At 61.9% G+C, this 20,470-nt stretch carries 19 protein-coding genes; 13 read left to right on the top strand and 6 right to left on the bottom strand.

Going from position 1 to position 20,470, the window contains the following annotated elements; genetic code table 11:
- The first annotated feature begins 83 nt into the window (after positions 1 to 83).
- The 6 genes from OP500_RS09290 to OP500_RS09265 all read left to right on the top strand — a co-directional run bounded on the left by OP500_RS09290 (position 84) and on the right by OP500_RS09265 (position 5,442).
- Complete coding sequence (locus OP500_RS09290) at positions 84 to 536, top strand: RrF2 family transcriptional regulator (protein ID WP_238747668.1); 453 nt, start codon at positions 84 to 86, stop codon at positions 534 to 536.
- 126 nt (positions 537 to 662) lie between these two features.
- Complete coding sequence (gene hemC / locus OP500_RS09285; RefSeq protein WP_238747670.1) at positions 663 to 1,625, top strand: hydroxymethylbilane synthase; 963 nt, start codon at positions 663 to 665, stop codon at positions 1,623 to 1,625.
- Positions 1,622 to 2,005 (top strand): hypothetical protein, encoded by a 384-nt coding sequence (locus OP500_RS09280; protein WP_238747672.1) that lies wholly within the window; start codon positions 1,622 to 1,624, stop codon positions 2,003 to 2,005. Before hemC ends, OP500_RS09280 begins: the two co-directional genes overlap by 4 nt.
- Before the next feature lie 5 nt (positions 2,006 to 2,010).
- Complete coding sequence (locus OP500_RS09275) at positions 2,011 to 2,781, top strand: uroporphyrinogen-III synthase (protein ID WP_238747674.1); 771 nt, start codon at positions 2,011 to 2,013, stop codon at positions 2,779 to 2,781.
- A gap of 124 nt (positions 2,782 to 2,905) precedes the next feature.
- Positions 2,906 to 4,252 (top strand): uroporphyrinogen-III C-methyltransferase, encoded by a 1,347-nt coding sequence (locus OP500_RS09270; protein WP_274070776.1) that lies wholly within the window; start codon positions 2,906 to 2,908, stop codon positions 4,250 to 4,252.
- A complete protein-coding gene (locus OP500_RS09265) occupies positions 4,249 to 5,442 on the top strand; it encodes a heme biosynthesis HemY N-terminal domain-containing protein (protein ID WP_274070775.1) in 1,194 nt (397 codons plus the stop codon). The genes OP500_RS09270 and OP500_RS09265 overlap by 4 nt, the downstream gene beginning before the upstream one ends.
- Positions 5,443 to 5,692: 250 nt before the next feature.
- On the opposite strand, the gene OP500_RS09260 is transcribed toward OP500_RS09265, so the two are convergent.
- From OP500_RS09260 to plsY, 6 genes are all read right to left on the bottom strand, one after another.
- A complete protein-coding gene (locus OP500_RS09260; protein WP_274070774.1) occupies positions 5,693 to 6,919 on the bottom strand; it encodes an aspartate kinase in 1,227 nt (408 codons plus the stop codon).
- A 158-nt stretch (positions 6,920 to 7,077) separates the two neighbouring features.
- Positions 7,078 to 8,610 (bottom strand): amidophosphoribosyltransferase, encoded by a 1,533-nt coding sequence (gene purF / locus OP500_RS09255; RefSeq protein ID WP_274070773.1) that lies wholly within the window; start codon positions 8,608 to 8,610, stop codon positions 7,078 to 7,080.
- Between the two features lie 7 nt (positions 8,611 to 8,617).
- Complete coding sequence (locus OP500_RS09250; RefSeq protein ID WP_274070772.1) at positions 8,618 to 9,181, bottom strand: CvpA family protein; 564 nt, start codon at positions 9,179 to 9,181, stop codon at positions 8,618 to 8,620.
- Between the two features lie 78 nt (positions 9,182 to 9,259).
- Positions 9,260 to 10,516, bottom strand: a complete 1,257-nt coding sequence (locus tag OP500_RS09245; protein ID WP_274070771.1) for an SPOR domain-containing protein — start codon at positions 10,514 to 10,516, stop codon at positions 9,260 to 9,262.
- A 63-nt stretch (positions 10,517 to 10,579) separates the two neighbouring features.
- Entirely contained in the window at positions 10,580 to 11,866 is a 1,287-nt protein-coding gene (folC, locus tag OP500_RS09240; RefSeq protein ID WP_274070770.1) for a bifunctional tetrahydrofolate synthase/dihydrofolate synthase, read from the bottom strand.
- Positions 11,867 to 11,954: 88 nt separating this feature from the next.
- Positions 11,955 to 12,626: a glycerol-3-phosphate 1-O-acyltransferase PlsY gene (plsY, locus tag OP500_RS09235; RefSeq protein ID WP_274070769.1), complete on the bottom strand. Its 672-nt coding sequence runs from the start codon at positions 12,624 to 12,626 to the stop codon at positions 11,955 to 11,957.
- 58 nt (positions 12,627 to 12,684) lie between these two features.
- Here plsY and folB point away from each other — a divergent pair, with 58 nt between their 5' ends.
- The 7 genes from folB to glnD all read left to right on the top strand — a co-directional run bounded on the left by folB (position 12,685) and on the right by glnD (position 20,336).
- Positions 12,685 to 13,038, top strand: a complete 354-nt coding sequence (gene folB / locus OP500_RS09230) for a dihydroneopterin aldolase (protein ID WP_274070768.1) — start codon at positions 12,685 to 12,687, stop codon at positions 13,036 to 13,038.
- Positions 13,039 to 13,175: 137 nt separating this feature from the next.
- The gene (locus OP500_RS09225; protein WP_274070767.1) at positions 13,176 to 14,216 is read left to right on the top strand and encodes a histone deacetylase family protein; all 1,041 of its coding nucleotides are present in this window, start codon (positions 13,176 to 13,178) and stop codon (positions 14,214 to 14,216) included.
- A 248-nt stretch (positions 14,217 to 14,464) separates the two neighbouring features.
- Entirely contained in the window at positions 14,465 to 15,841 is a 1,377-nt protein-coding gene (locus tag OP500_RS09220) for an MFS transporter (RefSeq protein ID WP_274070766.1), read from the top strand.
- Position 15,842: 1 nt separating this feature from the next.
- The gene (locus OP500_RS09215; protein WP_274070765.1) at positions 15,843 to 16,349 is read left to right on the top strand and encodes a single-stranded DNA-binding protein; all 507 of its coding nucleotides are present in this window, start codon (positions 15,843 to 15,845) and stop codon (positions 16,347 to 16,349) included.
- A gap of 66 nt (positions 16,350 to 16,415) precedes the next feature.
- Positions 16,416 to 16,964, top strand: coding sequence for a hypothetical protein (locus tag OP500_RS09210; RefSeq protein WP_238747698.1), 549 nt, complete (start codon positions 16,416 to 16,418; stop codon positions 16,962 to 16,964).
- A 75-nt stretch (positions 16,965 to 17,039) separates the two neighbouring features.
- Positions 17,040 to 17,717: a phosphoribosylanthranilate isomerase gene (locus OP500_RS09205; protein ID WP_274070808.1), complete on the top strand. Its 678-nt coding sequence runs from the start codon at positions 17,040 to 17,042 to the stop codon at positions 17,715 to 17,717.
- A gap of 93 nt (positions 17,718 to 17,810) precedes the next feature.
- Positions 17,811 to 20,336: a [protein-PII] uridylyltransferase gene (gene glnD / locus OP500_RS09200; RefSeq protein WP_274070764.1), complete on the top strand. Its 2,526-nt coding sequence runs from the start codon at positions 17,811 to 17,813 to the stop codon at positions 20,334 to 20,336.
- Positions 20,337 to 20,470 lie beyond the last annotated feature (134 nt).

Raw genomic sequence — 20,470 nt, 5'->3', positions numbered from 1 at the left:
GATGTGGTGTTCCTTGTTATTTGTTATTTGAGCGTATAAGATGCCCATATTATGAAACTTTAACTTTTTTGCCGCAACAAACAATGTATCTGACGCAACAAACCGACTACGCCATGCGCGTATTGATCTACGCCGCTGTAAACGATGGGGTTCTGGTCAATATCGGCACCATCGCCGAGGCCTACAAAATCTCCAAAAGCCATTTGATGAAAGTTGTTACCGCCTTGGTCAAAGGCGGCTTTTTGATTAGCGTGCGCGGCAAGGGCGGCGGTTTGCGGCTGGCCAAAAGCGCCGAAGAAATCCGCGTCGGCGACGTGGTGCGGCTGATCGAGCCGATGCAGATTGCCGAATGCTTCGGCAGCAACAACCAATGCGTCATCACCCCGCACTGCCGCCTGGCCGACGTGCTGCACGGCGGCCTGCGGATTTTCCTGCAACACCTGGACGGCTTTACGCTGGCCGATTTAATCAACCGCCCCACCAGCCAGATGCTGCAGGAAACCCACATCGCCATCAACGCCGCTGGCAAACACTAAACCCCGCTTTCAGGCTGCCTGTATGCAACAGGCAGCCTGAAAACCCTTTTTAAGCCTTGAATAAAGGCAGCCTGAAAAGCGGCCTGTGTTAGAATTGCCGCCTTTTTCCCACCCCCGTTTTGCGCCATGAATATTCCCCAAACGCTTGTGATTGCCAGCCGCGAGAGCCGTCTGGCGATGTGGCAGGCCGAATACGTCCGCGACCGCCTGCAGGCGCTTTATCCGCAATGCCGCGTCAGCATTCTGGGCATGACCACCCAGGGCGACCAGATTCTCGACAAAACCCTGTCCAAAATCGGCGGCAAGGGTCTGTTTATCAAAGAGCTGGAGCAGGCGCTGCAGGACGGGCGCGCCGATTTGGCCGTCCATTCGATTAAAGACGTGCCGATGGATCTGCCCGCCGGTTTCGCGCTGGCCGCCATCAGCGAGCGCGCCAATCCTTTCGACGCTTTCGTTTCCAACCGTTACGACAGCCTGCAGGCGCTGCCCGCCGGCGCAGTGGTCGGCACTTCCAGCCTGCGCCGCGAAGCCCAGCTGCGCGCCCGTTTCCCGCAGTTGGAAGTGCGTCCGCTGCGCGGCAACGTCCAAACCCGGCTCGCCAAACTCGACCAGGGCGATTACGACGCGATTATTCTCGCCGCCGCCGGACTGGAGCGGCTGGGGCTGCACGAGCGTATCCGCGCCATCCTGCCGCCGCAGGAAAGCCTGCCCGCCGCAGGGCAGGGCGCTTTAGGCATCGAAATCGCCGCCGAGCGCCAAGACCTGCTCGAAGTGCTTGCCCCGCTCAACCACGCGCAAACCGCCGCCTGCGTAACCGCCGAACGGGCGCTGGCGCGGGCTTTGGGCGGCAGCTGCCAAGTGCCGCTGGCCGCCTACTGCACCGAAGATCAGGGTTTGCTGAGCCTGTACGGACTGGTCGGCCATCCCGACGGCTCGCACACGCTGCACGCATCCGCACAGGCGCCCGCCGCCTATGCCGACGCACTCGGCCGCGCCGTTGCTAAAAAACTGGCCGACGACGGCGCAGCCGAACTGATCGCCGCCATTCTCAACGAAACTTCCGCCGCTGCGGAAAAGGAAATCCGATGATTGCACAAGCTATACTCGCCGCTGCCTTAGGCATGGACTTCAACAGCGCGTTGGCGCAGGCGCAGCAGCAGCAGGCCGCGCTGCCCGCCGCCCAGGCCGAACTGCTCGACCAGCAGCGCGGTGAAGCCGTCAGCCTGGCGTTTGATGCCTGCGGCTACGGCGAAGAAACGCCCGAAGGCGAAGTGGTTGCCGACGAAAACGAAGCCGCGCCGCCCTTTACCGTAGTGGCCGCCATCGACCGCTCCGGCCGCGTGATGCAGACCTGGCGCCAGGGCGGCGACGAGCGTTTCGCTTCCTGCGCCGAAGCGCAAATCCGCCAGAATATGCGGTTTGCCGCGCCGCAAGAGCCTTTCTTTGCTTCTTTTGAATTCCGCTTTTAAGCATTATGGCCGCCGCCGAAAGGCAGCCTGAAAACGCCGCTCCGCGGATGCTGTTGCTGCGCCCGCGCCAGCGGCTGGCCGCCGATGTGGAGAGCTGCCGTGCCGCCGGCTGGCAGGGCGTGCCGTTTGCGCCTTTGGAAGCGCAGCCGCTGCCTGATGCGCTGGCGGCGCTGCCGCAGCAGCTGGCGCAGTCGGCCGCTGCGTTTTGGGTCAGCCCCACTGCGGTGGAAATTGCCGCGCCGGCGGCGTTTTCAGGCAGCCTGAAAGCCCTGCCGCATGTGGCGGTGGGTGCGGCAACGGCGGCGGCGCTGCACGCGGCCGGCGCGCAAAACGTGGTGTTCGACCCCGCCGGCAAAGACAGCGAAAGCGCGGCGCGGCTGCCGATATGGCGCACGCTGCCCGCCGGTGCGCAGGTGCTGGTGGTGCGCGGCGAAAGCGGCCGCGGCCATCTGGCTGCCGAGCTGGCCGCTGTCGGTCTGCGCCCGCATTTTGCGCCGGTGTACCGCTTGGCGCCGCTGGCGCTCGACTGGCAGCTTTTTCGCAACCCGCCGCCGCAGGCGGTATGGCTGACCGCGCTGCAGTGCGCCGATGCCATGCTCGCGCAGCTGCCCGCCGAATTGGCGCAGAGCGCGCAATCCTTGTTATACTTTACCCACCACGAGCGCATCCGCCGCGGCCTGTTAGAGCGCGGAATGGCGCGCGTTTTTTGTGTCGCAGACCTGCCGGCGGCGTTTGCCGCTTATGGCAGCCTGAAAGCCCGGTTCGGGGCAGCCTGAAACGGTTTTCAGGCTGCTTCGGGCAGTTTGGCAGGCTTCAGGCAGCCTGAAAAGTTTGGCGGCCGTTTTAACCGTTTTATCCTTATTTTCCCGCCGCGTCGCGGCATCAGACGGAGTGTCCATTATGAGCGAATCCACCCAACAACCCGTTCCGGAGCAGAAGCAGACCCAGCCCGAACCGGCTGCGGCACCGGCCGCAACGGCTGACGGCGGCGCGGCGGCACAGCCGATCGTGATCCAGCAGAAGGGCGGCGGCAAAGGTTTGGCCGCCGGCGCGCTGGTGTTGTCGCTGATTGCGCTGGGTGTGGGCGGCTTTTTGTTTGTCGAAGGACAGAACGTGCTGCGCAACCAGGAAACGCGCGTCAGCCACGAGCTGGACAAGGCGGCGCTGGGCGAGAGCCAAAACGGCGTGCTGCTGCAGGAATCGCTGCGCGAACAGCAGGCGCTGAAAGCGAAAATCCAAGAGCTCGAAGCGCAGCAGGCGCAGGGCGGCCGGCAGCTGGCCAATGTCGATCGCGCCTATACCGAGCTGCTCAAAGGCCGCGTCAACTGGCTGGTGGACGAAGTGGAAGTTACCCTGAATCTGGCGTCGCAGCAGCTGGTGCTCTCGGGCAACGTGCCGGTGGCGGTGAACGTGCTGGAGAGTTTGGAGCAGCGTTTGAGCCGTTTCGAGCAGCCTGAATTGCTGCCGATCAAGCAGGCGATCAGCCAGGATTTGGCGGCGCTGAAAAACCGCCCTTATCTGAACGTGGCCGGCACCGCGCTGCGGCTTGACCGCTTGGAAAACGGCGCCGCCGGCCTGCCGCTGCTGTTGGACAGCACGCTGAAAACGCAAAACGCGCCCGCCGCGCAGGTGCATTCCGGCGGTTTCTGGTCGCGCACTTGGGAAAACAGCGTCAATATGCTCAAAGGCATGGTCGAAGTGCGCCATCTCGACAGCAACGATGCCATGCTGCTGGCGCCCGAGCAGGTGTATTTCGTGCGCGAAAACCTGCGCCTAAACCTGCTGGATGCGCGTTTGGCGCTGCTGCAGCACAACGGCGAGGTTTACCAGAACGATTTGAACAAAGTCGAAACCACCGTCAAACAGTATTTCGACGTGCAGTCGCCCACCACCCAGGCGTGGCTGAAGGAATTGGACGAACTCAAGGCGCTGGAAGTGCGGATGGTGTCGGACGACGCGCTTAAGGCCAGCCAGGCCGCGGTGCGCAATTACCAAAACAGCGTGCGTACCGCCATGCCGGTGGTGCTGCCTGAAAATGTGCCGCTGCCGCCGGCTTCCGCGCCCGCGTCTGCCGACAGCGTTCAGGCTGCTTCCGCCGCGCCGGCCGCTTCCGCAGTGAAGGCTTCCGAGCCGGCCGCCGCATCGAAGCCGGCCGCGAAAGACGAAAGCAAAGGCGGGCAGCCTGAAAAACCGCAGGCTAAGCCCGAAACCAAACCCGACGCCAAAACCAAAGGAGCGCAGGCATGAAACAGCTGATTTGGATTATCGTCCTGTTTGCCGTCGGCATCGGGCTGGCGCTGTTGTCCAATATTTATACCGGCAACGTATTCATTCAGGTGAACACCCTGCTGGTGCGGGTTAATCTCAACCTGTTTATCGTCGGCCTGCTGCTGGGCGTGCTGCTGCTTTATATTCTGGTGGGCGTGTTCGCCGCGCTGCTCGGTGCCCCCGGCCGTTTGAGCCGTTTCGGCACCAGCCGCAAGAGCCGCAAGGCCGCGCAGGCGCTTAATGCCGCTGGTTTGGCGTATTTTGAAGGCAAATACCGTCAGGCCGAACAGCAGGCCGCCAAAGTGCTGGCCAACAAAGAAGCCGGCGACAACCGTGTGCTGGCGCTGCTCTTGGCCGCCCACGCTGCCGATCAGAGCGGCGACCGCGAAGCCAGCCTGCACTATCTGGCCGACATCGCCAAGCTGCCGGAAAAACAGCAGCTCTCCCGCCATTTGCTGCTGGCCGAAAGCGCGCTCAGCTCGCAAGACTATGTGTCTGCCGACAACCATCTTAAAGCCGCCGCCCAAACCAACCCGCGCCTGACCCGTCTGGTGCGCCTGCAGCTGCGTTTGGCGCAGGATCAGGGCGATGCGCTGGAGATTTTGGACAAAACCGACAAACTGGTGCGCGCCGGCGCCGTCAGCGACACCGCCGCCCGCCAATACAGCCTGCAGGCCTACCGCAAGCTGCTGCAGAGCGCCGACGATGCCACCGGCATGAAAGCCTGTCTCAAGCGCATTCCCGATGCGTTGAAAGAAGACGAGTTGTGCCAGCCGGTTGCCGAGCGCTATGCCGAGCTGGGGTTGTACCGCCAGGCCGTTTCCTGGGTAGGCAAATACTATCCGCTCAACCATCAGGCCGGCCTGCTGCCGCCGCTGATCGAGAGCGTACGCTATCTGAGCGACAAAGAGCAGCGCAAAATCATCGACACCGCCGATGCCTGGCTGCCGCACAACCCCAACGATGCCCGTCTGCTGATGTATCTGGGCGAGCTGGCCTACAACAAGCAGCTGTGGGGCAAGGCGCAGGGTTATCTCGAAGCCAGCATCGGCATCGCCCCCAGCCCGTCCGCCCGCCTGATTCTGGCCAAAGTGCTCGACGAATCCGGCCAGAGCGTCGAAGCCGAGAACCAGCGCCGTCTGGCATTGGAACAGATGGGCGACGAATAAAGCCCGTTGCGCGGTGTACCGTATTTTTCAGGCTGCCTTTGCCCAAAGGCAGCCTGAAAAGCATTCAAGCGGCTTTCAGGCTGCCTGATGTCATGCCGCATTTTGGCTTGATGGGATGTTCGGGGCAGCCTGAAAAAACAGCTGCAAAAAAACGGGGCGGGAAGACTGTTCTTCCTGCCCCGTTTTCAGGCTGCCCGATTCTGCAAGGCAGCCTGAAAGCATTGCCGGCGGTTTTCAGGCTGCCTGCCGTTTATTTGGCGGCGTCCAAACCGAATTCTTTGTGCAGCACGCGAGTGGCCAGTTCCATATATTTCTCGTCGATCAGCACCGACACTTTGATTTCGGAAGTGGAAATCATCTGAATGTTGATGCTGTCGGCGGCCAGCGCGCGGAACATTTTGGAGGCGACGCCGACGTGCGAGCGCATGCCCAGGCCGACGATCGACACTTTACATACGGTGTCGTCGCCGCTGACTTCCTGCGCGCCGATGGTGTGCTGCAGCGCCTGCAGCACTTCCAGCGCTTTTTTGTAGTCGTTGCGCGGCACGGTGAAGGAGAAGTCGGTGGTGCCTTCGGTGCCGACGTTCTGGATGATCATATCGACTTCGATGTTGGCATCGGCAACGGTGCCGAGAATTTGATAGGCGATGCCCGGTTTGTCGGGCACGCCGCGCACGTTGATGCGCGCCTGGTTTTTGTCGAATGCGATGCCGGATACGATGGCTCTTTCCATGTTGGGGTCTTCCTCAAAAGTAATTAACGTTCCGTCTCCGCCTTCGGTGAGACTGCTGAGTACGCGCAGGCGGACTTTGTATTTGCCGGCGAATTCCACCGAGCGGATTTGCAGTACTTTCGAACCGAGGCTGGCCAGTTCGAGCATCTCGTCGAAAGTAACGGTTTCCATGCGGCGGGCTTCGGGTACCACGCGCGGGTCGGTGGTGTAAACGCCGTCCACATCGGTGTAGATTTGGCATTCGTCGGCTTTGAGCGCGGCGGCAAGCGCCACGGCCGAGGTGTCCGAACCACCGCGGCCAAGGGTGGTGATGTCTCCGTTGCCGCTCACGCCTTGGAAGCCGGCAACGATAACCACTTTGCCGTCTTGCAAGTCGGCGCGCATTTTGGCGTCGTCGATGTCTTCGATGCGGGCTTTGGTGTGGGCGTTGTCGGTTTTCAGCGCCACCTGCCAGCCGGTGTAGCTTTTGGATTCGACGCCGATGCTTTTGAGCGCCATCGCCAACAGGCCGATGGTTACCTGCTCGCCGGTGGAGAGGATGACGTCGAATTCGCGCGGATCGGGAATTTCCTGAATTTCCTGCGCCAGGGCGACCAGGCGGTTGGTTTCGCCGCTCATCGCGGACACCACCACCACCACGTCGTGCCCTTCGGCGCGGGCTTTGGCCACCCGTTTGGCAACGTTTTTAATCCGTTCGACGGAACCGACCGAGGTGCCGCCGTATTTTTGAACAATCAAAGCCATAATGCTGCTTTCTGTGAATCCGGTTGGGGTTTGGGAACCTTGCCGCCGCTGCGTTGCAGCCGGCATGCAGTGGAATAAAAGGGCGCGATTATACACGCTTCTTTTGCCGTTTGAGGCAGCCTGAAAAGGTTTTCAGGCTGCCTCAAATCCGGTTTGGTTTAATCGTCGCCGCCGCCGACGCGCAGGCCGGCATCGGCGGTCATCGGCGCGCTGGAGCCGGTGCTTTGGGCGGGCTGGGCGAGTTTGGCCAGATAGGCTTCGTCCACATCGCCGGTGATGTAGCGGCCGCTGAAGCAGGAGTCGTCAAAACCTTCGATGGCCGGATTTAAGCGCAGGATAAGGGCTTTGAGTTCGTCCAAATCTTGGAAGATGCAGGCGTCGGCGCCGATTTCGCGGGCGATTTCTGCGGCATTGCGGCCGTGGGCGATCAGTTCGCTGCTGGTGGGCATGTCGATGCCGTACACATTGGGGTAGCGCACTTCGGGGGCGGCGGAGGCGAAAAAGATTTTTTTGGCGCCGGCTTCGCGCACCATTTCGACGATTTCGCGGCTGGTGGTGCCGCGCACGATGGAGTCGTCCACCAGCAGCACGTTTTTGCCGGCAAATTCGCTGGCGATGGCGCTGAGTTTCTGGCGCACCGATTTTTTGCGCGTCGCCTGGCCGGGCATGATGAAGGTGCGGCCGATGTAGCGGTTTTTGATCAGCCCTTCGCGGTAGGGTTTGCCCAGATGCTGCGCCAGGGTCATCGCGCTGGGGCGGCTGGTGTCGGGAATCGGCATCACCACGTCGATTTCGTCGGGATTCAGGCTGCGTTTGACCGTTTCGGCCAGCGCCACGCCCATGTCGCAGCGCGCCTGATACACCGAAACGCCGTCGATTACCGAATCGGGGCGGGCGAAATAAACGTATTCAAACAGGCAGGGGGACAGTTTGGCGGCGCTGTGGCAGAGGCGGCTGGAGAGGGTGCCGTCAAAGCCGACGAATACCGCCTCGCCGGGCCGGACATCGCGCTCCAGACGGTAGCCGAGACTGCCGAACACCACGTTTTCCGAGGCCAGCGCGTAGTCGGTGCGGCCGGTATCGTCGGTGCGGCTGCCCAGTACCAGCGGGCGGATGCCGTAGGGGTCGCGGAAAGCGAGCAGGCCGTAGCCGGCAATCAGGGCGACAACGGCGTAGGCGCCGCGGATCTGGCGCTGGACTTCGGCAACGGCGTTGAAAATCTGTCCGACTTCGAGCCGCTGCGGATTGTCGCTGCGGCCGACCTGCACCCGCAGCTCGTGGGCGAGTACGTTGAGCAGCACTTCGGAATCGGACTGGGTGTTGATGTGGCGCAGGTGGCGACGGCAGACGCTTTCGCCCAGTTCGGCGGTATTGGTCAGGTTGCCGTTGTGCGCCAGCACGATGCCGAAAGGCGAGCTGACGTAAAACGGCTGCGCTTCGGCGCTGCTGCCGGCATTGCCGGCGGTGGGATAGCGCACGTGGGCGATGCCGGCGTGGCCGGTGAGATCGCGCATGTGGCGGGTGCGGAATACGTCGCGCACCATGCCGATGTTTTTGTGCATGTGGAAAGAATCGTGCTCGACAGTAACGATGCCGGCGGCGTCCTGGCCGCGGTGCTGCAGCATCTGCAGGCCGTCATAAAGCAGCTGGTTGACCGGTTCGTGTGCCACTAATCCTAAAATGCCGCACATGTGGGGTTTACTCCAAGGGGATGGGTTGGTCGGGTTTGTTGTTCGGGGCGCGCTGGGGCGCGTTCGGATCGCGGTTGGGAAACTCCGAATATTGGGCGAGAAAATCGGGCAGGTAGGGCAGCGCCATCTGCGCCAGGTCTTCGAAAACGGGGGCGGTGGGCGCGTCGCGCCATTCGGGCATGCGGGGGGCGGAAGTGAAGGACAGCAGCATCACGCCCAGGGTAACGACGATGGTGCCTTTAACCGCGCCCACTGCCGCGCCCAGCAGGCGGTTGGTGGCGTTGAGCGGGCTTTTTTCGATGGCGCCAGTCAGCAGTTTGCCCAGCAAGGCGTGGCCGAAGCGACAGGCAACGAACACGCCGATAAAGCCGACCACCACCGCCATCGCATGCGGGCGCATCGACGAGAGCAGGGTTTCGGCCACGCTCACCGCCAGCAGCCGCGCCAGCACCAGCGAAACCACCCAGCCGGCGAGGTTCAGAACTTCAACGGCAAAGCCGCGCCATGCCGAAAACAGCACAAATGCGGCGATGGTGGCGAGTACCGACCAGTCAAAAACCGTCATTTCCATAATGTCAGCCTGTATTGCGGGCAGCCTGAAAACGGCAGCCTGAAAAGCGTTCGGCAGCCTTTTCAGGCTGCCTGAAACTTATTTTTTGTGTTCGAGCACGCGGCCGGCAATGCCGCGGCTCTGGATTTTGTCCAGCGCTTTGCCGGCGGCTTCCTTATTGGGGAAAGTGCCGGTTTTGACGCGGTAAACCGTGCCTTTGTCGGTTTTGACTTCTTCCAGATGGGCGTCGTAGTTCATGCCTCTGAGCTGCTGCTGGACTTTGCGGGCCTGCTCTTTGTCGCGGTAGGCGCCGGCCTGTACCACGGCGCGGACGGGCGCGTCTTTTTTCGCTTCGGGTTTTGCTTCGGCGCGTTTTTCAGGCTGCCGTTTGGCGGCTTCTCGCTCCTGCTGGCGTTTGCGTTCGGCTTCGCGCTCGGTGATGCGTTTTTTCTCGGCATCGAGCTCGCGTTCGGCAGCACGTTTTTTCGCATCGGCATCGCGTTCGGCGGCGCGCTTGCGTTCCGCTTCGCGGTTGCGTTCGGCGGCCTGCTCTTTGGCGCGGCGTTCTTTTTCGATATGTTCTTTTTCGGCGCGGCGCTCCTGCTCTTCGCGGCGCTTGGCCAGTCTTTCACGCTCGGTGCGGCGGTTTTGCTCGGCTTCGCTCTGCGCCTGGCGGGCTTTCTCGGCAATCGCACGCTGTTTGGCGGCGCGCTCGGCTTCCTGCTGGTCGATGATGGCCTGCGCTTTGCGGCGGCGGGCGGCATCGGCGATTTCCTGTTCGCGCTGTTTTTCAGCCTGCCGTCTGGCTTCTTCCTCTCTGGCCAGACGTTCTTCGGCTTTTTTGCGCTCGGCCTCTTCGCGGCGTTTTTTGCGCTCTTCGGCTTTGATGCGCTGCTGCTCGCGCTCGCGTGCCAGCATCAGGTCGCGCTCTTCGGCTTGCTCGGCGCGTGCTTTTTCGCGCGCTTCATGGCGCTGCCGATCGTCGATGCTCGGTTTTTCGGCGGGCAGTTCGTTGCCCTGTGCCAAGGTCGGTACCGGTTTGACGGCGCCGTTTTCGTCCGGGAAAGCGGCTGCGGTGCGGCTGCGGCTGTTGGCGTTTTCAGGCTGCTCTGCCGAGGCGGTTTGGGTATTGGCGGGCTGCGGGCTGCCGGGCGGGGTGAGGACGTCGGGCTTTTTGGCTTTGGCAGGGGCTTCGGCCATCACCGGCGCTTTTTCTTCCTGCGAAGAGTTGCTGATGGCGGAGGCGATCAGGGCGCCGGCCACCAAAGCCAGCGCGCCGCCGCCGATCAGCCGGCGGCGGTTTTGCGATTTGACTTCTTCGTATTCGTTGATGGGGTCTTGTTCTTGCTGGCTCATGGCAGAATCCTTGCTTGGGGATGGGGGCTGCGGGGCGTTTTCGGGTTTTCAGGCTGCCTGCGTTCAGCGGCAGACGGTGCCGGCTTCGGCTACGGTGTGGAATGAGCCGAAGACGGTGATTCTATCATTTTCGCTGGCGCGGGATAAGGCGCTGCGGCAGGCGGCTTCAACGCTGTCGTATTCCTGCACCGCGCTGATGCCGTGCGCGCGCAGTTTGGCGGCAACGGCGGTGGCGCTCATGCCGCGCGGCACGTTCAGCGGCGCGGCGAACCATTCGTCAAACTGGTCTTTGACGGTTTCGATAACGGTGTCGATGTCCTTATCGGCCAGCATGCTGAACACGGCGGTGCGGTTTTGGGCGAAGGGCAGCGCCATCAGGCTTTGGCGCAGGGCGCGGGCGGCGTGCGGATTGTGGCCGACGTCCAGCACCACCAGCGGCCGGCCGGGCAGTACTTGGAAACGGCCGGGGTTTTCCACCAGGAGCAGGCCGCGTTTGATGGCGCCGATGTCGGCGGGCAGCCTCTCAAACAGGCATTCGACTACCGCCAGCGCACAGGCGGCGTTGCCGAGCTGGTAGCCGCCGCGCAGGGCGGGAATCGGCAGCGAATTGCGGTTGCGCGGCGCGGCTTTCAGGCTGCCTTCGGCCGGATGGAAGCGGAAAGACCATTGCTGCTGTTCGAGTTTGGCAAAATCGAAATCGCGCTTGGGCAGCAGCAGCGGTGCGCCGATATTCTCGGCGCAGGAAACCAGTGCCGGCGGCGGGGTTTGGCCGCAAACGGCGGGCACCTTCGGGCGCAGGATGCCGGCTTTTTCGCGGGCGATGCTGTCGATGCTGTCGCCCAGATAGGCCTGGTGGTCGAGATCGACGGAAGTGATGACGGTGCAGTCGCCGTCGAACACGTTTACCGCGTCCAAGCGCCCGCCCAGGCCGACTTCCAGAATCATCACATCGACGTTTTCGCGCAGAAAGATATCGACGGCGGCCAGGGTGTTGAATTCAAAATAGGTGAGCGAAGTTTCGCCGCGCGCGCTTTCGATACGCTCGAAAGCGGCGGTGATGGCATCGTCGGCCACCGGTTCGCAGTTGACGGTAATCCGTTCGTTGAAGAGGTGCAGGTGTGGGCTGGTCAGGGTGCCGGTTTTGAAGCCGGCTTCGGTGTAGATGCGCGACAAAAAGGCGCACACCGAACCTTTGCCGTTGGTGCCGCCGACAATAATCACCGGACAGCGCGGCTGAAGCCGCATGGCGTCTTTCACGCGGCCGACGCGCTCGAGCCCCATGTCGATGGTGCCGGCGGCATGGGCGGTTTCCAGATGTTGCAGCCACTGCTGCAGGGTGCGTGTGCTCATGGTTTGCGAAACTTGGTTTTCAGGCTGCCTTTAAGGCGGGAAAGACAGTTCAGGCAGCCTGAAAAAGGCTGCCTGAACGGGAAGCGGTTTAACGGCCGCTTTCGGAGTTTTCAGGCTGCTTTGCGGTTTGGACTTGGCCGTTTTGCAGCGGCTGCGCTTTTTCGCCGATGGCCGGCTCTTTGCCGCTGCTTAAGCGGGAGATGTTGCTGCGGTGGCGGTAGAGCACCAGCGCCGCAATCAGGCAGGTTGCCCAGCCCCAAGAGGGGTGGTCCATCAAGATAAAGCCGGCAAACGGCGAGATGGCGGCGGCGACCAGCGCGGCCAGCGAGGATTTTTTAAACTTAAAGGCAATCACCGCCCACACCAGCAGGCACCAGAAAGCGACCCAAGGCTCCAGCGCCAGCAGCACGCCCAATGCGGTGGCCACGCCCTTGCCGCCTTTGAAGCCGAAGAACACCGGCCACATATGGCCGACCACCACCGCGATTGCCGCCCAGGCAACGGTGCCCGGATCCCAGTCCAGCCAGCCGGCAAAAGCGCGGGCGATGATTACCGCCGCAAATCCTTTGAACGCGTCGCCCAGCAGGGTAAGGGCGGCGGCGTCTTTGCGGCCGCTGCGCAGCATATTGCTGGCGCCGGGGTTGCCCGAGCCGTAGGTGCGCGGGTCTGACATATTGAGTTTGCCGGACACAATAATGGCCGCCGACAGCGAGCCGATCAGGTAGGCGGCCAGGACAATTAGAAGTTGCAGCAGGAACATATCGGGCGCTTCCGTTTTTCGTTTACAATGGCCGCGCATTTTAACGGAACTTAATCAGATGGACAAAATTTTCCTGCACGGAATGAGGGTGGAAACGCTGATCGGCGTTTACGCCTGGGAGCGCCAGCAGACGCAGGCGCTGACGATGGATTTGGACATCGGCATGCCCGAGCGGGCAACGCTGGCCGACGACATCGCCGATACCGTCCATTACGGCGAAGTGTGCGAGACCGTGCGCCGCGAATTGGCGGGGCGCGACTTTCTGCTTTTGGAAACGCTGGCCGAGTATCTGGCACAGCTGGTGCTGGACGATTTTGGCGCGCAATGGGTGCGGGTGCGCATCGTCAAGCCCGGCATCTTGCCGGCGGTGCGCGAAACCGGCGTTGAAATCGAACGCCGCCGCAGCGCTTGAGTGTTGGCGCCGCAAGATTCGTTTTCAGGCTGCCTGCCGCGGCGGGCAGCCGTTTTTCTTTTTGTTTTGTTTCCAACTGTTTTTTTAGTGTAAACGCCGTTTTCAGGCAGCCTGAAAACGGCAGGCGAACGACTGGCATGTCTTCCAAATCTGTCAAAACCCCGCTGTTTGTCAGCCGCATGCTGCGCTATCTGCGTTTCTGGCGCGCGCGGCTGTGGCGGCTGTTGGGATTCAAGGGGCGCACCGCCTGGGTGTACGCCCCCGAGTGCGGCGCCTATTTTGCCGCCGCCGGCCATCCCGAAAGCCCCGACCGTATCCGCGTAATTGAGCAGGCGCTGAAAAAGGCGCGGCTGTGGCCGCTGCTGCAAAAGGTGCGCGCGCCGGAAGTGGCCGACGTGCAGCTGGCGCGGGTGCACAGCCGCAACTATCTGTTTTTCCTTGAGAGTAAGGTGCCGACTTCCGGCAGCGTCAAAATCAGCGAAGACACCTATCTGTGCGCCGATACCCTGCCTGCCGCCCGTTTTGCCGCCGGCGCCGCGGTCAAGGCGGTCGATATGGTGATGCGCAAGCAGGCGAAAAACGCGTTTTGCGCGGTGCGCCCGCCCGGCCATCACGCCCATGCCGACAAGGCCAGCGGTTTTTGCTTTCTCAACAACGCCGCGATTGCCGCGATGCACGCCATCGCCGCTTACCGCCTGCAGCGGGTGGCGATTCTTGATTTCGACCTGCACCACGGCGACGGCACCGAAGACATTTTCCGCGACGACCCGCGGGTGATGCTGCTGTCGTCTTTCGAATCGCCGCTGTACCCTTTCAGCGGCACCGATTTTCAGGGCAGCAATCCCAATGTGGTCAATACCCCGCTGAAAGCGGGCGACGGCAGCAATGAGTTCCGCGACGCCGTGCGCGCCCACTGGCTGCCGCGGCTGGCCAACTTCCAGCCGCAGTTTATCCTGCTCTCTGCCGGTTTCGACGCCCACCGCGACGATGCGCTCGGCCATCTGAATCTGGTGGAAGAAGACTACGAGTGGCTGACCAAAAAAATCATGCTGATTGCCAACCGCCACGCCAAAGGCCGCATCGTGTCGCTGCTGGAAGGCGGATATAACCTGCCCTCGCTCGCCGCCTGCGCCAAAACCCATATCGCCTGCCTGGTCAAAGCCAGCCCGTTTTTCTAAAAATCTTTAATCGGCGTTTTGGGGTGCGTTCAGGCGGCCTGAAAACGTCCAATCCGCTTTTCAGGCTGCTTTTTCGGACGGCAAGGCAGCCTGAAAGACCGGCCGGCGCCGGTTTTGCCGGATGTTCTCAGGCTACCCGCCACCGCCTTGCGGTTTGCTATATAATCCGCCGCGTCTGCCGGTTTGCCGTTTCAGGCTGCCTGAAAGGCGGCGGCTGTCCGAACACACCAACCATCAAGCAAAAAACCATGTCGAAAAGAAAGCACAACAAAATCCCCCTGCTGGCGCACGAATGGCGCGCCAGCATTTCGCTGGCCGGCGTTTACGCATTGCGGATGCTGGGCATGTTTCTGGTTCTGCCGGTGCTCTCGCCCCATGCGGCGGGGCTGGGCGGCACCGCGGCGGCCGGCGGGTTGGCTATCGGCGTTTACGGTTTTACCCAGGCGCTGCTGCAGCTGCCGCTGGGCATCGCTTCCGACCGCTTCGGCCGCAAAAAAGTGATTTATCTCGGGTTGGCGGTGTTTGCGCTGGGCAGTTTCCTGTCGGCGATGGCCGACAACGTTACCCTGCTGATTATCGGCCGCGCGGTGCAGGGTGCGGGGGCGGTAAGCGCTGCGGTTACCGCGCTGCTGGCGGATCTGACCCGCGAAGAAGTTCGCACCCGCGCTATGGCGTCGGTGGGGCTGACCATTGGCCTGACCTTTGCCGCCAGCATGGTGCTGGGGCCGGTGCTGACCCGTTTTGTCGGCGTGCCCGGCCTGTTTGCGCTGACCGGTTTTCTGTGCCTGGCGGCGGTGGCGGTGGTGGCGCTGGTTACACCCAATCCGACCGTGAGCAAGCTGCGCCAAGACGCCGATACCCAGCCTTCGCGCATCAGCGAAGTGCTGAAAAACCGCCTGCTGATGCAGCTGAACTTCGGCATTTTCGCCCTGCAGGCGGTGATGATGGCGATTTTCGCCAGCCTGCCGACGGTGACCGAAGGGCTGGGTCTGGCGCGCACGTCGCACGGCATGCTGTATCTGCCGGCGGTGCTGCTGGGGCTGGTGCTGATGGTGCCGGCCATCATCCTTGCCGAAACGCGCAATAAAATGAAAGCGGTGTTTGTGGCGGGCATCCTGCTGATTGCCGTCGGACTGGCGGGCATGTATTTTGGCATCGCTTCGCTGTTGGCCATCGGCGCGGCGCTGGCGGTGTATTTCGTCGGCTTCAATATTCTTGAAGCCAGCCTGCCGTCGATTGTGTCGAAAGTGGCGCCGGTCGATCTGAAAGGCACGGCGATGGGCGTGTACAACACCGCCCAGTCGGTCGGCGTGTTTGTCGGCGGCTCGGTGGGCGGGGTGCTGTTCCGCCATTTCGGCTTTGGCGGCGTGTTTCTCTTTTCGCTGGCGCTGACTCTGCTGTGGCTGGCCGTCGCCCTTGCCGCGCCGGCGCCCAAGCCGGTACGCAACCTGATGCTGGTGCTGCCGCCCGAGCACCGCGGCGACTTGGGCAGCCTGAAAAGCCGTGTCGCCGCTTTGGCCGGCGTGGAAGCAGTCAGCTTCAGCGAAGACGGCGAAACCCTGTTTGTCAAAGTGCTACAGCATTTTGACGAAGAACCCCTGCAAAAAATCTTAACCGGAGCTTGATATGTCTTTAAACAAAGTCATCCTGATCGGCAATCTCGGCCGTGATCCCGAAGTGCGCTACATGCCCAACGGCGAAGCGGTGTGCAATTTTTCCATCGCCACTTCCGAAACCTGGAACGACCGCCAGAGCGGCCAGCGCCAGGAGCGCACCGAGTGGCACAACATCACCATGTACCGCCGTCTGGCCGAAATCGCCGGCCAGTATCTGAAAAAGGGCAGCCAGGTTTATATCGAAGGCCGCATCCAAAGCCGCAAATACACCGGCAAAGACGGCATCGAGCGTACCGCCTACGACATCGTTGCCAACGAAATGAAAATGCTCGGCAGCCGCAACGCTTCCGGTGGTGGCGGCAATTACGACGACCAGGGCGGCTACCAGCAGCCTGCCCAGCAGTACGCCCCGCCGCAGCAAAACCACAGCAGCGAACCGCCGCCCGCACCGCGCCGCCAGGCCGCGCCCGCGCCTGCCGCGCCGGTGGAAGATATCGACGACGACATTCCCTTCTGATGCCGCGTTTCGCACCTTCAGGCAGCCTGAAAGCACGCAAGCCGGTATTCGCAACAGGAAACCGCCATGCCTAGCCCGCAACTTCACGATCATCCCCACCTGCCGCCGCAGGACTGCGAGCCGCCGCTCAAGGCCGGCTACCACCGTCTCGGCCGCAGCGGCAAGCTGAGCCTGTGGTTCGGCATTGCGCAAACGGTAATGATTTTCGCTGTGATGCTGCTGGCGCTGTGGCAGCCGGTGCCGCTGCCGGTGCTGGCGCAAAATCTGGCGGCCGGCGTGGTGTTTGCCGTTGTGCTGTGGCACTGCGCCCATGCCCGCAGCAAGGCCTTTTTGCTGCTGGCGCTGCTGTATCTGCTCTTTGCCTTCGGTTTTTCCGTTACGACAAACAGCGGCTGGAAGCTGAGTTTTGATCTGAACCTGCCGCTGCGGCTGTCTGTCGCTTTCGGCGGCCAGTTTGACGGTTTTGCGCTGAGCCTTGCCTTTGACCTGCTGGCGCTGCTGGCATGCGGTTTGAGTGTGAACGTGTGGCGGCGGTTGCGCCGTCTGCCGCCGCTGCCGAAGCAGCCTTGCTCTGAAGAGCGCGGCTACGACAGCGAATTCGACGAAGAACTGTAATTCCGGCTGCCGCCGCTGGGCGGGCGGTTGCTCCCAAGCCAAGCGGCGGTGCGTGTACGGCACCGCCGCTGTTTTATTGGCGACAATTTTTTCAGGCAGCCTGAAAGCCGCTGCCGCAAGGAATCGAATATGAATCGGGTAAGAATCAAAATCTGCGGCATCACGCGGGTGGAAGACGCGCTTGCCGCCGCGGCCGCCGGCGCCGACGCGGTGGGGCTGGTGTTTTTTGCCGGCAGCAAGCGTTGCGTCGATGCCGCGCGGGCACGGGAAATCGTGGCCGCGCTGCCGCCGTTTGTGTCGGCGGTGGGCTTGTTTGTCAATGCCGGCGCCGACGAAGTCCGCCGCGTGCTCGACAGCGTGCCGCTCGATCTGCTGCAGTTTCACGGCGATGAAGACGCTGCTTACTGTCGCCGTTTCGGCCGTCCTTATCTGAAAGCGGTGCGCGTGCGCTCGGCCGACGACATCTGCCGCGCCCAAGCCGCCTATCCCGATGCCCGCGCGCTGTTGCTCGATGCTTATGTTGAAGGCGAGTACGGCGGCACCGGCCGCAGTTTCGACTGGTCGCTGCTGCCGCAAGATTTGGGACAAAACTGGGTGTTGGCCGGCGGGCTGACGCCGCAAAACGTTGCCGCCGCGCTTGCCGCCAGCCGTGCGCCGGCGGTGGACGTTTCCGGCGGGGTGGAAGCGGCGGCGGGCATTAAAGACGCGGCAAAAATCGCCGCATTCGCCGCGGCCGTCCGCAAAGCAGCCTGAAAGCGGCAGGCAGCCTGAAAACGCCCAAACCGCTTTTCAGGCTGCCTTGAATGACCGGCAGCGTAAAAAACAAGAAACGATAGGGAGCACAAGATGCGGCAGGAACTGATGCGCGAAAAAGAAGCGGCGCTGGCGCAATACCGCGGCAACGGCGACCCGCAGGCGTTTTTCCGCCGTTACGGCGCGGCTTTGGAAGCGCTGCTGGCCAAGCTGTGGCAGCAGTATTTTTCAGGCTGTCCTTACTGCCTGCTGGCGGTGGGCGGTTTCGGCCGCGGCGAAGTCTATCCGCATTCCGATTTGGATTTGGCGCTGGTGGCGCCCGCAGAATTGTCGGCAGAAGACGAAAACCGGATTGCCGGCTTCGTGCAGGCTTTGTGGGATATGGGTTTGGCGCCGGCTTTGAAGTCAGGCAGCCTGAAACAGCTGTGCGCCGCCGCCGCGCAGGATGTTTCGGCCGACACCGCTTTTCTCGAAGCACGACTGCTGTGCGGCGAAGAAGCGCTGGCGCAGCGTTTGCGCCAACAGCTGGACGCGCAGCGCGACACCGCGGCTTTTGTCGAAGCCAAGCTGGTAGAAATGCAGCGCCGCCACGCCCGCCGGCCGGCGCTGGTTTTGGAGCCGGACGTGAAAAACGGCAGCGGCGGTCTGCGCGATTTACACACCATGATGTGGCTGGCGCAGGTGCAGGGGCTGCAAACCGGTTTTTACGCGCTGATGCACCGGCGCATCATCACCCGCATCGAAGCCGGCCTGCTGCGCAGCTGCCACCGCGAGTTGGCGCGGCTGCGTATTGATCTACATCTGGCTGCCGGCCGTGCCGAAGAGCGGCTGGTATTCGATTTGCAGGCTGAAATCGGCTGCCGCCGTTATCCCGATTTGGAACGGCAGGCGGCGGTGGAAAAGCTGATGCACGGCTTTTACCGCACGGTGAAAACCGTTATCCAGCTCAACGGCATTCTGATTCCGATGCTGCGCGGTCGGGTGTATTCGGCGCTGCCGCGGGTGGTGGGCGAAATCGACGCCGACTATTATTTGCTGGGTAAGCAGATTGCCGTGCGCGATTTGAAGTTGTTTGAGAAACGGCCGCAGGAGATTTTCGGCGTGGTGTCGCGCTGGCAGCGCAACGGCGCGGTGGAAGGCATGGCGCCGAAAACACTGCGGGCGTGGTGGGCGGCGGTGCAGTCGCTGGACGAGGGTTTTTACGCCGATCCCGCCAACCGCGCCCGTTTTTTGGATTTTTTCCAAACCGGCGCCAATCTGAGCAAAATCATGCGCTTTCTCAATCTATACGGCGTGCTGGCGCGCTATCTACCGGGTTGGAAAGCGATTGTCGGGCTGCTGCAGCACGATTTGTTTCATGTTTATCCGGTTGACGACCATATTCTGACGGTGCTGGCCAAGCTGCGGCGGCTGGCATTGGAGGAATACAGCCACGAGATGCCGTTTGCCAGCGCCCTGATGCACGCGTTTGAACCCAAATGGCTGCTGTATCTGGCGGCGCTGTTTCACGATATCGCCAAAGGCCGCAACGGCGATCACGCAAAACTGGGCATGGAAGATGCCCGACGTTTCGCCGCCGACCATGGCTTGAGCGCTGATGAGTGCGAACTGCTGGTGTGGCTGGTGGAGGATCATCTGCTGATGTCGTCGGTGGCGCAAAAAGAGGACATCCAAGATCCGGAAACAGTCGAGCGCTTCTGCCGCCGCGTGCGTACGCCACAGCGTTTGCGCGCGCTGTATCTGCTGACGGTGGCGGATATTTGCGGAACCAACCCGAAAATCTGGAATTCGTGGAAAGACCAACTGCTCAAACAGCTTTTTCAGGCTGCTTTGCGCCGGTTGTCCGGCGAGTCCGGCAGCCGCGAAAGCATGGGCAGCCGCCGTCGCGCAATGGCATTGGCGGCATTGGCCGAGCAGGGGAAAAGCGAGCGCGAAATCCGTTCCGTCTGCCGCACGCTGGGCGATGCTTATTTTGTGCGCCATGAGCCGGAAGAAATTTTGTGGCATCTGCAAGTGCTGCCGCAAAAGGGCATGGACAATGCGGTAGCGGGCATCCGCAGTCTGGATGCGGCAACGCTGCAGATTGTGGTGTTTATGCCCAATGCTGATGGTTTGTTTGCTCGTCTGTGTCGTCTGTTCAGCCGCAACGATTTGGACATCGCCGCCGCGCGGGCGTTTGTTACCGAGCACGATTTTATTCTCGATACTTTCGTTGTTAGGCTGCCTGAATATCTGGCCGGTAGCGACAGCAGCAGTTTTCAGGCTGCTTTGCAGCGACAGTTGGACGATTTTCTCGCCGGCCGTTTTGCCGAAAAGAAAGACAAACGCCAAGCAAGCCGCCGCGCCCGCAGTCTGCCAATCGCCCCGCATATCGAGCTGAATGCCGACCCGAGCCAGGCCGATTGGTATGTGCTGGAGCTGGTAGCAGTCAACCGCCCCTATCTGCTGGCCGATATCAGCGAAGTGTTCGCCCGCCGTCGCATCAGCGTGCGCCACGCCAAAATCAGCACGCTTGCCGATAGGGCCGAAGACAGCTTCCTGCTGTACAGCGCAGCATTGGCCGATCCTGCCGAAGAAGTGGCTTTGAAACGCGACTTGCTGGCGGTGTTAAGCACGTAGGCCTGGCAGTTTTTCAGGCTGCCTTATAAAAACATTTCCTTTTTCGATATGGATTTGTGCTTTGGCGGGTAGTTTTATTGTTGAGTAGTAGTTGACCGGATTGGTTTGGGTGGGTATGATTGCGGTCTTTCGCT

It is taken from the genome of Kingella sp. SNUBH-2017, assembly GCF_028680565.1.
GTDB classification, from domain to species: domain Bacteria; phylum Pseudomonadota; class Gammaproteobacteria; order Burkholderiales; family Neisseriaceae; genus Kingella_D; species Kingella_D pumchi.
The sequence above is the reverse complement of the archived record's forward strand: the minus strand, read 5'-3'. Positions and strand labels throughout refer to the sequence as shown.

What these genes read in the sequence shown, in the direction of transcription:
- OP500_RS09290 (WP_238747668.1), top strand. Translation starts at nt 84, where the DNA reads ATGTATCTGACGCAACAAACCGACTACGCCATGCGCGTATTGATCTAC.
- hemC (WP_238747670.1), top strand. Translation starts at nt 663, where the DNA reads ATGAATATTCCCCAAACGCTTGTGATTGCCAGCCGCGAGAGCCGTCTG.
- OP500_RS09280 (WP_238747672.1), top strand. Translation starts at nt 1,622, where the DNA reads ATGATTGCACAAGCTATACTCGCCGCTGCCTTAGGCATGGACTTCAAC.
- OP500_RS09275 (WP_238747674.1), top strand. Translation starts at nt 2,011, where the DNA reads ATGGCCGCCGCCGAAAGGCAGCCTGAAAACGCCGCTCCGCGGATGCTG.
- OP500_RS09270 (WP_274070776.1), top strand. Translation starts at nt 2,906, where the DNA reads ATGAGCGAATCCACCCAACAACCCGTTCCGGAGCAGAAGCAGACCCAG.
- OP500_RS09265 (WP_274070775.1), top strand. Translation starts at nt 4,249, where the DNA reads ATGAAACAGCTGATTTGGATTATCGTCCTGTTTGCCGTCGGCATCGGG.
- OP500_RS09260 (WP_274070774.1), bottom strand. Translation starts at nt 6,919, where the DNA reads ATGGCTTTGATTGTTCAAAAATACGGCGGCACCTCGGTCGGTTCCGTC.
- purF (WP_274070773.1), bottom strand. Translation starts at nt 8,610, where the DNA reads ATGTGCGGCATTTTAGGATTAGTGGCACACGAACCGGTCAACCAGCTG.
- OP500_RS09250 (WP_274070772.1), bottom strand. Translation starts at nt 9,181, where the DNA reads ATGGAAATGACGGTTTTTGACTGGTCGGTACTCGCCACCATCGCCGCA.
- OP500_RS09245 (WP_274070771.1), bottom strand. Translation starts at nt 10,516, where the DNA reads ATGAGCCAGCAAGAACAAGACCCCATCAACGAATACGAAGAAGTCAAA.
- folC (WP_274070770.1), bottom strand. Translation starts at nt 11,866, where the DNA reads ATGAGCACACGCACCCTGCAGCAGTGGCTGCAACATCTGGAAACCGCC.
- plsY (WP_274070769.1), bottom strand. Translation starts at nt 12,626, where the DNA reads ATGTTCCTGCTGCAACTTCTAATTGTCCTGGCCGCCTACCTGATCGGC.
- folB (WP_274070768.1), top strand. Translation starts at nt 12,685, where the DNA reads ATGGACAAAATTTTCCTGCACGGAATGAGGGTGGAAACGCTGATCGGC.
- OP500_RS09225 (WP_274070767.1), top strand. Translation starts at nt 13,176, where the DNA reads ATGTCTTCCAAATCTGTCAAAACCCCGCTGTTTGTCAGCCGCATGCTG.
- OP500_RS09220 (WP_274070766.1), top strand. Translation starts at nt 14,465, where the DNA reads ATGTCGAAAAGAAAGCACAACAAAATCCCCCTGCTGGCGCACGAATGG.
- OP500_RS09215 (WP_274070765.1), top strand. Translation starts at nt 15,843, where the DNA reads ATGTCTTTAAACAAAGTCATCCTGATCGGCAATCTCGGCCGTGATCCC.
- OP500_RS09210 (WP_238747698.1), top strand. Translation starts at nt 16,416, where the DNA reads ATGCCTAGCCCGCAACTTCACGATCATCCCCACCTGCCGCCGCAGGAC.
- glnD (WP_274070764.1), top strand. Translation starts at nt 17,811, where the DNA reads ATGCGGCAGGAACTGATGCGCGAAAAAGAAGCGGCGCTGGCGCAATAC.